Raw genomic sequence first — 9,413 nt, forward strand, 5'->3', positions numbered from 1 at the left:
GGCTCCCCCTCTATCCGCCCGCGCCCCGCGCGCGCGAGAAGGCAAAGGGAAGGAAAAAAGAGAAGGAAAAGAATGAAGGAAAGGGGGCAGAGCGGCCTGGGGTGGAAGGGGAAGAGGTTGGACAGGGGCATGCGTTGTACAGGGGTGGTATAATTTGGCAGTTGGGAACGTCGCCCGTGAGGAGGGCACCACCATGTACGAAGGAATCCAGCGTGCACACCAGGTGCTCGTCGAGCAGCTGGCCAGCTTCAATTCGACCTGGCCAGGGTTGGTGGTCGACGGCCGCGTGTGGCAGGTGCCGCTGCTGAACGAGCAGAAGACGCCTGACGTCCTCGAGGTCCAGGAGGTCGACGGCCAGGCGGCGATCGCGCTGGCCACCGCGGCCTTGGCCAGCCACCAGCGCGACGTTGGCCAAGCCGCCGGCACCGTCATGCGCCTGCCGGGCTACTTCCGCCTGCAGGCCAGCGTGCTGCCACAGGTGTTGGCCATCAATGCGAGCAAGCAGGTGGTCACCGACGAGATCGAGGCGCTTCGCGTCGCCCTGGGCTACACCCCCGAGATGCGTCCGCGGCTGTTGCGGCGTGCCCTGGGCGCCGGCGTCACCACCAAGCAGCTGCAGCGCACCATTCATGCCTTCGACGGCGCGCCGCGGCGGATCTCGTTCACCTGGGCTGGCCACACCACCAGCAACCAGCGGGTACCTGTGGCCACCGTGCGCGAGCAGCTGCTGGCGGAGGCCGAGAGTAGGGCGCAGCACCAGGGCATACCGATCGAGCAGACGCCCGAGTACAAAGACCTGCGCACGATCGCGAACCTGGCGGACGACCAGGTGCTGATCAAGCACAAGGTCGTGGCGCCACATCCACGCTGCACGCTCTGGTTCGGTGAGCGCGGCGAGAAGTGGGACGCCATTATCAAGGCCAACCTGCCAGTGTTCGTGCTCGCCGGCGAGGTTGAGCCGAAGGTCTCCGCGCTGCGCGACTTTGATCGCACCGCCCGCGGCCGGCAGCGCGGCGACGTGAAGGCGCGGGCTGAGGTCTGGGCGGAGCGCAATCTCTATCTACCCACCGGTGGCCAGCGGATGGAGGTGGAGGAGGGTGATCGGGTGCCACTCAGGACGCCTTCAACCTATCGCCTGGGCGGCGTCGCCTATGAGGCCCTGGGCGAGCTAGGCGCTCGCATGGGGGACTAGCGCCGCGGCCGTGGTTGCATTTCCACCACGTCGGATACGTTCTGCTGAGGCACACAGTTACCCCAACCAGCGGACGATCACATGACCAGCTACAGCTTCAGGAAGCGAACCGGAAGCGATGCTAGCGACCCTGAGTACGTGCTTCAGCACTGCGGGCAACCGACACGCATCCAGATCCAGGACTCTACAGCCTGGGGCGCCGCTTACGCGGTGTCCGTCGATTATCTGGATGACGAGGCCGAGCCACACCTTCTCTGGGTGGCGCAATCCATCACGAGCTTTCCTGAGGCGGCCCGGGTGGCTATCGACCATTTCGAGGCGCACCCGCTCGCACGTAATCAAGCAGCCGCGCTTGGCGCAGAGCCTGACTCGGCTTAGCGGCGGCCCAGAGCACGGAGGGAAGGGCGCATCAGCGGCGCGAACGGCGGCTAAGCGACCCTTGCGTTTTTGGGACTTGCGATACCATAGGTCTATCAAATCAGGAGGTGCATCATGCACCCGATCATTGCCGGGGAAGTGCGTAAGGCGGAAGCCCTGCTCGAAGGCTATCTAGGTCTACCACCAGATAGCATCGACCTTGCGTCGATCAATTTGACGAGATTCAAAGGTGTCTCGTCAGAGCTAACTTGGACGGTGTCGTCAATACAAGATTTGATCGCTGCTAACAGCTTCAATCAGCGTAATACTGCCCGCTTCGTGAACTTGGTTGATAAACTTGCAGTAGATGTACAGCAACCGCGCGGTTCACGTTTTTCGCACGTCTTTTACGCTATCAATCGCAATCTAAACAAGACCAAGCCGAGCTTTTTCTTGCAGATTATCCTGCCAGTCTTAGCATCTGGAGCTGGGATCGCATACCTTCATGATGATAGGACCGAGGTCACTGATCTTATATCTTGTGCAGCGGTTGCAATAATCTTCGCCATCCTAATTGGTGCTTGGATAGCCGGGCGGGCCAAGAACTCAGCGTCCCTTATAGCTTTCCTGATTTTCACTGTCGCCGGAGCGGCTACTGCTATCTTAACTGGTAAGACAGCCCAATATTGCGGATTGCAGTTCTTAATCTCTATTGTTCCCCTAGTACACGCGATGGTCCAAGGCAATTCGATCAGTAGTGACCGGAAAAATAACGACATGTCGGCAATAGACGATCTTGAGAAGATGCAGGACGGTATCTACAACCCGTATCGTATGGGTGAAAACTATCTGCGAGACGTTCACTTAAAAGACATTATCGAGGGTGAATAATAAAGCCCGCTTACGCGGGCTTTATTTAGTGGCCTTTTTGTAACCCTCGAAGGTTCACGTCATCCACGATTTCATCCGTTCGATTTAACGTCATAACATCGCCTAGCGCGCCATTGCCGTTATTCGACCGCGCAGCCTGAACGATGTTTTCGTACATGCCGGCCGCCAGCTCTTTGTCCATCCCCTTTTCTTTCACATACCCGTCCCACTTCTGCTTCACCTCGGCGTTGTCCAGGTGCCCCAGCTTTGCAGACGCATAAACGTCTTGTTGGGCACCTTGCAGGCCCAAATTCTCTGCGCTCGCCTTGTACGCTTCAAACTGGGGCTTGAGCCCAGCCCAATCACGCGCACGATCAAACGCCGAGCCGGCGATGTTGGTAAGGGACTCTCCCCGGTTATCCACGTCCCTGGACTTATCCCGAAGCCTGCCTTCGGCAGCGGCGCGCTCGTCATGCATCGCGCGCTGAGCATAGGCTTGGCCCGAGCCTTCAATCGTACGGTCGTGGCTCTTCCAGGCATCGCCGACCGCTTTCGTGGCTGCTGGGCCTGACGCATTCGCATAACCAGCGCTGTGACGCTGCGCGAAGTCACCGCTGGACACCTGGTGACCCGCGTTAGCGGTGTCGCGCTCTAAACCCTCGGTGTTGGGCCGCTGAATATCCGAGAACTCGCGTGGCTGCAGCTGACGAATGTTGCTGTATTCGTCGTGATTTAATGGAGGCCTGGCCAGTACACCAAGGTCATTGTGTTTGCCTAACGTGATTAAGGCGGCGCCTACATCGCGGCGCTCAGGATCGAGCATACTGGCGTTGAGCGCATGCTGCTCCTTGAAATCTTGCGGATACTTATTCATTGCCTCATTGACCAACGACTCAGCCTTGCCCTCGCGGATTGCGCGACCTGCCCAAGAGTCAACGCCCATATTTTCAGACATACCGACGTTTCTCTGATACGCGGCGGTACTCAGAGTACTGCTTATTATCGGAAACCGCTTTCTGCGCAGAGCGGGAGAGACTCTCTTGATCCGACTGAGAAACGCCAAGGCGCTCCGAATTCTGGAAGTTCTCTGCGACCTTGTAGCCTTCAGTCTTGTCGATAGCGTTCCTTGTCGTCTCACTGAGGCCTGACGACTTGACCCGACCCACTGCGCTTTCCAACTTTTGAGAGTCGCCAGTTTGTATGCTTGAGCTGGTACTACCTTCTGCCCCCACTGAAGCAGAGCCGACACCGCCCATGGGCGCCTTCAGTGCTCCGTTAGCGGAAAGTGTAGTCGAAGCAATTGCCGCATCTACCTGGGTGCTTGATAGACCGCTATTTACGGCGGATTGGTACCCACTATTGAAATCCGCATTTCGACTCAGACCGAATGCGTTCTGCATCGCCCTTCCGACCTCGGCCTGCTCGCCGATCGTTTTCGCAGATTCAAATTGCTTTCCGAAAGAACTCATCAATTGCTTGTTGAAGCTCTCCGAAGATTGCTCTGCCTGGGACCTCTGGCTCTGCAGAGTATTAGAAAGGCCTTGCGAGATATCGATGGTTCCACGCTGATTTTCGGAGCCATTGATTCGTAGGCCTTGTCGTAGTCACTCGTGGCATGAGGAGTGGTTTGTAGGCCCGCGGAGGGGGGTAACAATGTCTGGCGATACGATCTTCTCGTTGATCTGATCGGATCCCCCGAGACGCTGGGCCATGCTGGTGAACGCGACCGCGCTTCCGGTGACCAGGAACATGCTGATCACTGGTACCGAAGATGCCATCAGGCCGGCAACGCCGATCGCGCTGTCCAGTGCAGGCATCATCTGCTTCATCATCTCGAACGAAAGTGCATTGCCGTCAGTGATGCTGCTGGTGGTGGCCAGCAACCCTTCCATCACTGTTCCGGTGTACCATTTGGTATAGAGGTTGACGATGGCCGACATGGGTTGCCACAGCATCATCCAGCACAGCATGGTGATGTACTTGGTGATGAGGTTCATCCCGAAGGTGCCCATCACCAGGAGGAATGCCATAAGTGGGGTGATGGCGTAGATCAGGCCTTCGAAGAACGTCAGGAACGGCCGGACGTAGCGTGTGAACATCGAGCCTTCTACAGCCCACTGGGTGGCTTGTTGCGCCTGAGCCTGGCTGAGCATGATGGCGTAGGCGCCTTGCTGATCCTCGAGGGCCTTCTGTGCCGGCGCTCGCTCGAAGATCGGGAGCAGTACGGACGCCATGGTGAAGGCACGAGCGTCGGCCACTTGAAGATTCAGACCGCGCAGCGCATCGTCGACCCGGGTGGTGACATCATCCCCAGTGACGGTCTTGCCCGGCTTTTGGAACGCCAGCTTCGCGACGTCGTCCATGATGCCGCTCTGCGTGGAAGCGCTAAGAGCTTTGAGCCGGGTGTGCGCTTCGGAGCAGGTGTAATAGGTGCCCACGCCGGTGTTGCCCTCGAAGATCTCGGTCCCGTAGACCTGGCTTTCGAATCTCATGGCATCGACAGGGTTATTGCTTCGCATGAGGGCCCCGTAGGCGGCCACGTTGCGGCCGACCCCGACCAGGGTGCACTCCTTGATGTAGGTCATCCAAGACCGTACGAAGTCTCCGCCTGCAAGGGTGTCGCCCATTACAGACGGCATCGCCAAGGCATTGCGGGTCGCTCCGCGCACCTTCATCAAGGTGGTCAGGGGATCGGCGAAGCCATAGGTGGTCATGGCCGGCGTGGAGAAGGCCTGCTCCATCTCCCTGGTCAGCTTGTAGCCAATGTTGGACACCACGGATCCTACGAACAGCGGTCTGATCGGCACGTTGTCGACGACCACGACCGTGCCGTCATACACGTCCTCCACGACCGCCCGGCCGGTTGGCCCGTACAGCGCCATGTACAGGATCAGCGCGACGCCCACTTGCTGGAAAGGAATCGCCTGGTTTTTGAATACCGCTTGGAAGCCCAGGAAGAGGGTGCCGATCAACAGACCGACCTTGGCCAACGATTCGATGCTGCCCGATCCTGAGATCATGGCTACCGCGTTGAGGATGCTTTCGAGGTAGGTCGCTGACCCGACCGAGTAGATCGAGAACTCCATTACTGAGCTCCCTGTACAGGTTTTTCGACGTTGATGAATGCTGCAGGCGTGGGAAGCACCTTCATCCGCGCCTCGTAGTCGAGCACCAGGTCGTTCTCATTGCCGTAGTGGCTCAGTAGCGCCTGACGTTCCTGCACCAGGCGGTCCCGTGCGGTACCGATGAATTCGCCGGCAGGTTTACCTAGCTTGTCGACCATCTTGCTGCGCGTGATCACCGTTTCAGCCGTGTCGATGTAGGATTTCACGAGCGAATATGCGCCCTCGAGCGCCAGCATCTTCGCGTGAGCGGAGACAAAGCCACGCGCCATCGATTCGCTGCCTTGCGACAGCCGCTGCACCATGCCGGCGAAGCCTGGTTTCTGCATCATGTTGAGGATGGCTTGCTCATCGTTGTTGAACGTCCCTGTGTTAGTCGCCCACTTGTGCACGATGCCGACGGAGCTGGTTGAGCCGTTGAAGCCTTTAATGATTTTCTCCGCCAAGCCGTCGAAGGCGATCGACTGGGTGCTGGGCGTGAGGCACGCGGCCTTGTCTCCGCCGCACGAGTAGATCTGCACCGTCTCGGTCTTCTGGCCCTCGATGATGTCCTGCAGCGAGATGCTGGTCGGCAATATCGGCTTGGTCTCAGGTACCTGCCCCTTGCCATCGGCCGCGTCCACCAGGCCGGTGATGACTACCGAGCCGGTGAAGGACATGATCATCTCGTCGGTCTGCTGAGATCCGTACTTGAAGAACTGCTGGCTGTTGTACTGCTGCATGGCACACCAGACGACGTTGCCGGTGTCCTCACAGCTGACGAAGTTGCCGGCCTTGCTCTTCTCTTCCGTAGGGGACTTCGAGTTGGTGCTGCCGGAGAAGAGAGAGCCGAAGCTGTCAGCGAGGCCCTTCACGGTGTTCCCCGTGGCCGTCTGCATGTTGTCCTTGCCCTCGAACGCCGAGAACGCGTCCGTCACCAGGCCCTGGGCGAGCTGGCAGCTATTGGACATGAGGCCGTTGAGGTCCTGCATGGTCTCCTGCAGGTTGGCGATGGTGTTCTCCACCGTCGGTCCCATGGCCTTAAGCGCTAGCTTGAACGCGTAGCCCGACGCGACACCTACCGAGTTAGAGGCGATGGAGCGCAGCGACTGAACGAACTGCTGCGCGTTGATGAACGAGAAGGAGCCGGCGAACATGTCGATACCGCCGCAGCCGGCCTGAAAGGAGGGCGGTCGGAAGGAGACCACCGGCGCCGTTGCGATCTGATTCCGGATCCGCATCGAGCCGCCACTGACCACGCCTCGGGTCGCCGTCTGGTACATGCCCGGGTCGGTGCTGTTGGACATTGAGTTGAACATCGAGTCCAGCTGGCTCTCGATGTTGGCGTAGGCGCCCAGGGGCGCAAGGGCCGCAACCAGCACGGCTGCGCAACGACTGCTTACTGCTGCGCCTCATGGGGCACCTCTCCATCTATGGTCTTGCGGGCGAGCTTGCGGCGCATGCTCTCAACAAATGCGGCGGGGTCTTGGTCGATCTGGTCCTGGCTGAGCCCGTCGTTGTCCTTGAGGGTCAGCAGGCCGTTGTCGAAGAAGGGCTGTGTGGACGCGAAGGTCTTCTGGTCGATGAGCGCCGCTTCGCGCGCAGCGATCAGGACCCGATTGAACAGCACGTCCAGGGTGATGGCGCCGTAGCCGACGATCTCGGTGCGGCCCGGCGGGATCGCCAAGGCGAGGGCAGGGGCCTGATAGACCTCGAGCTTCTTGGCCTGGCCATCGTCGGTGCGATAGTTCGCGCACAAGCCGTTGTCGAGGGGGGCGCCGTCCAGTGAGACCGGAATGATCCGGATGCCGGTGGCGGCAGTCAGGGACTGCAGCACGGCTGCCTGCTCCGCACAGAGCACGCAGTTGCCCTTGAAGAAGAAGAAGAGGCTGACCTTGTTGGCCAAGCCCTTGAGCACCTTGTCGCGATTGTTCGAGACCTCCCGATTGAGCGCGTTCGCCGCATAGGTGGCCACCGGCCGCCGGCTGTCCTCGTCGAGGAACGGGTCGCGCATAATCACCTGGCTGGAGCGCTCGGAGAACTTGGACGATTTGTCCATCATCACGCGCTGCAGGTAGTAGTAGGCCTGCACATTGACATCGGTCGGATTGTCGATCGCGCGGTTGCGGTACTTGGGCAGGTTGTCGCGGATCCAGGCGACGCTGAACAGCTCGGGGCCAGGAGCCGCTGCAGGCGCCGCCGGCGGCTCAGCCTTTTGTGTGGGGGCAGGTGGTGGTGGAGGCGGGAGTGGCGCTTTGGCCTCAAGCTCAGGCTCCTCGTCCGCAGGGTCCTTGTACCAAAACCAGCCCTCGGCCTTTCCGCGATAGAAGCTCTCACTACCAGGTGCAGCGAAAGATTCTTTCGTTCCGTCAGCAACGCCTTCCGCTGCAATAGCCCCGCTTAGAGGTGCAATCGACCAAAGCGTGGCAGCCACCGTTAACGACAGGACGGCGCGCCTCATTCGACGCGATCCAAATACAAGGCGACTGCCTCGGTCGCATAGACCCAACGGGCTCCGCGCTTGCGCCGGTGCCGGGCAATGGCGGTCACCCAGGGCAGGTGCTGATAGGAGGCATTCCCGATCTTCTTGCTGACATAGTTCAAGCGGTAGCCCAGCGCTTTTGCTACCTGCTCCACCGTCATTGCTTTTCCATATGCCTCGAGCAACCGCGGTAGGTTCTTGGAAAAGCCGCTATCCGGCTCGAGCGATGTTCGCTGGCTTTCCAGGAACGCTGCGACCCCACAGGTGGCATAGACCCAGACAAGGCCCTGCCGGCGCCGGTGTGGCGCGATCGACATCACCCAGGGCAGATGCTGGTATTTGGCGCAGCCGATCTTCTTGCGTACGTAGCCGGCGCTGTACTCGAGCTCAACTGCAATTTGCTCCGGCGTCATCACCTCGCCGTAGGTTTCCAGCAGCGCTGGCAGGCAGGAGGTAGGGGCGAAAGAAGGGCTGACGGCTACCGAAGTCGCTAACGAAGGGGTCATGTGCGCATCCAGACTAGAAAGTCGATGGGCACAACGTTATTCAGCAACGAGCAGGTTCTGTGCCCGATTCACTCCCTTCCCGGGTATGAATAAGCACGAGACGAGCGTGAGCGGCGACTCACATCGATGAGTAGCGGTCGGTGGCGCTCGGGGGTGTACGGTAAGGTTGAGCGATAGATCAGGCACAAAAAAGCCCTCGAACGAGGGCTCATTGAGCAGAAAGCGGTTACATCAGAAAATGTACGAGCGTAGCTGCCGCGGCCGCTGTGATGGCACCGCCTACGAACGGAAACACTTTCCAAAACGGCCGAGCCATACGCTCACTGTCCCGGTCAACCTGCTCAAGGGTTGCCGACACGTCAGCACGGATCTTAGCAATGCCGTTCAGATAATCAGCGCGAGCTTTGACCTGATCCGGCGTCAGATGCGGGCGCTGCGATTGGGGCTGAGCGTTCATACGATACTCCTAGGGAGGCCGGTGCCTCCGGTGCCTTCTTGAAGGCCGCGTATGCAGCGATGATAGCACCGAACGCTGCGAGTGTAAGGGTGAACCATTTCCGCCTCGGCTCGAAGGGCAAATCCCTCACCTCAAGCTTGAGCTTCTTGATCTCAAGCTGAGTTTTTTCAATGGCCAATTGCGCCTGGATCTCGGCCAGCTCTTCAGCAGTGAAGAGCCCGCCGGTTAGAGGCGGATCAGGGGGCGTGGTCGATTCTGGCAACGGTCCCTGCGTGTTGGACATGGCACTACCTTGATTGATCGATAGGAGAGGACAGGCGGTATGGTTGACGAGCGCGCCGGCCAGACCAGAAATTGTTATTTAACATAACAAAGATTATACGAAGTGGTAATATTACGGCCAATTATTAATGTCGCGATCCAGCCAAATAGAAATGTCCCGATGATG

The 9,413-nt window shown here is 59.3% G+C and carries 10 protein-coding genes; 3 read left to right on the forward strand and 7 right to left on the reverse strand.

Annotation, left to right across the window (positions count from 1 at the left end):
• The first annotated feature begins 193 nt into the window (after positions 1–193).
• The 3 genes from GSQ95_RS19265 to GSQ95_RS19275 all read left to right on the forward strand — a co-directional run bounded on the left by GSQ95_RS19265 (position 194) and on the right by GSQ95_RS19275 (position 2,440).
• Positions 194–1,192 carry a DNA replication terminus site-binding protein gene (locus tag GSQ95_RS19265; protein WP_158895559.1) on the forward strand — a complete coding sequence of 333 codons (999 nt, stop codon included), beginning with the start codon at positions 194–196 and terminating at the stop codon, positions 1,190–1,192.
• Between the two features lie 81 nt (positions 1,193–1,273).
• Positions 1,274–1,570: a hypothetical protein gene (locus tag GSQ95_RS19270; RefSeq protein WP_158895557.1), complete on the forward strand. Its 297-nt coding sequence runs from the start codon at positions 1,274–1,276 to the stop codon at positions 1,568–1,570.
• Positions 1,571–1,684: 114 nt separating this feature from the next.
• Positions 1,685–2,440 carry a hypothetical protein gene (locus tag GSQ95_RS19275; protein ID WP_158895555.1) on the forward strand — a complete coding sequence of 252 codons (756 nt, stop codon included), beginning with the start codon at positions 1,685–1,687 and terminating at the stop codon, positions 2,438–2,440.
• Between the two features lie 25 nt (positions 2,441–2,465).
• Here the strand turns inward: GSQ95_RS19275 and GSQ95_RS26625 are convergent, their stop codons facing one another.
• From GSQ95_RS26625 to GSQ95_RS19300, 7 genes are all read right to left on the reverse strand, one after another.
• Positions 2,466–3,374: a hypothetical protein gene (locus GSQ95_RS26625; protein WP_256664649.1), complete on the reverse strand. Its 909-nt coding sequence runs from the start codon at positions 3,372–3,374 to the stop codon at positions 2,466–2,468.
• Positions 3,367–3,888 (reverse strand): hypothetical protein, encoded by a 522-nt coding sequence (locus GSQ95_RS26630; RefSeq protein WP_256664650.1) that lies wholly within the window; start codon positions 3,886–3,888, stop codon positions 3,367–3,369. The genes GSQ95_RS26625 and GSQ95_RS26630 overlap by 8 nt, the downstream gene beginning before the upstream one ends.
• A 135-nt stretch (positions 3,889–4,023) precedes the next feature.
• Positions 4,024–5,505 (reverse strand): conjugal transfer protein TraG N-terminal domain-containing protein, encoded by a 1,482-nt coding sequence (locus tag GSQ95_RS26635; RefSeq protein WP_256664651.1) that lies wholly within the window; start codon positions 5,503–5,505, stop codon positions 4,024–4,026.
• Positions 5,505–6,902 carry a conjugal transfer protein TraH gene (locus tag GSQ95_RS19285; protein WP_256664652.1) on the reverse strand — a complete coding sequence of 466 codons (1,398 nt, stop codon included), beginning with the start codon at positions 6,900–6,902 and terminating at the stop codon, positions 5,505–5,507. Before GSQ95_RS19285 ends, GSQ95_RS26635 begins: the two co-directional genes overlap by 1 nt.
• Before the next feature lie 17 nt (positions 6,903–6,919).
• A complete protein-coding gene (traF, locus tag GSQ95_RS19290; protein WP_256664653.1) occupies positions 6,920–7,981 on the reverse strand; it encodes a conjugal transfer protein TraF in 1,062 nt (353 codons plus the stop codon).
• Entirely contained in the window at positions 7,978–8,508 is a 531-nt protein-coding gene (locus GSQ95_RS19295) for a hypothetical protein (protein WP_158895553.1), read from the reverse strand. Before GSQ95_RS19295 ends, traF begins: the two co-directional genes overlap by 4 nt.
• 392 nt (positions 8,509–8,900) lie before the next feature.
• On the reverse strand, positions 8,901–9,248 hold the full coding sequence (locus tag GSQ95_RS19300) for a hypothetical protein (RefSeq protein ID WP_158895551.1): 348 nt from the start codon (positions 9,246–9,248) through the stop codon (positions 8,901–8,903).
• Between the last annotated feature and the right edge of the window lie 165 nt (positions 9,249–9,413).

This window comes from Pseudomonas sp. BAV 4579 (assembly GCF_009765395.1).
GTDB classification, from domain to species: domain Bacteria; phylum Pseudomonadota; class Gammaproteobacteria; order Pseudomonadales; family Pseudomonadaceae; genus Chryseomonas; species Chryseomonas aestiva.

Coding starts and splice junctions, on each gene's coding strand:
- GSQ95_RS19300 (WP_158895551.1), bottom strand. CDS start 9,248: ATGTCCAACACGCAGGGACCGTTGCCAGAATCGACCACGCCCCCTGAT.
- GSQ95_RS26635 (WP_256664651.1), bottom strand. CDS start 5,505: ATGGAGTTCTCGATCTACTCGGTCGGGTCAGCGACCTACCTCGAAAGC.
- GSQ95_RS19275 (WP_158895555.1), top strand. CDS start 1,685: ATGCACCCGATCATTGCCGGGGAAGTGCGTAAGGCGGAAGCCCTGCTC.
- GSQ95_RS19295 (WP_158895553.1), bottom strand. CDS start 8,508: ATGACCCCTTCGTTAGCGACTTCGGTAGCCGTCAGCCCTTCTTTCGCC.
- traF (WP_256664653.1), bottom strand. CDS start 7,981: ATGAGGCGCGCCGTCCTGTCGTTAACGGTGGCTGCCACGCTTTGGTCG.
- GSQ95_RS19270 (WP_158895557.1), top strand. CDS start 1,274: ATGACCAGCTACAGCTTCAGGAAGCGAACCGGAAGCGATGCTAGCGAC.
- GSQ95_RS26625 (WP_256664649.1), bottom strand. CDS start 3,374: ATGTCTGAAAATATGGGCGTTGACTCTTGGGCAGGTCGCGCAATCCGC.
- GSQ95_RS19265 (WP_158895559.1), top strand. CDS start 194: ATGTACGAAGGAATCCAGCGTGCACACCAGGTGCTCGTCGAGCAGCTG.
- GSQ95_RS26630 (WP_256664650.1), bottom strand. CDS start 3,888: ATGAGTTCTTTCGGAAAGCAATTTGAATCTGCGAAAACGATCGGCGAG.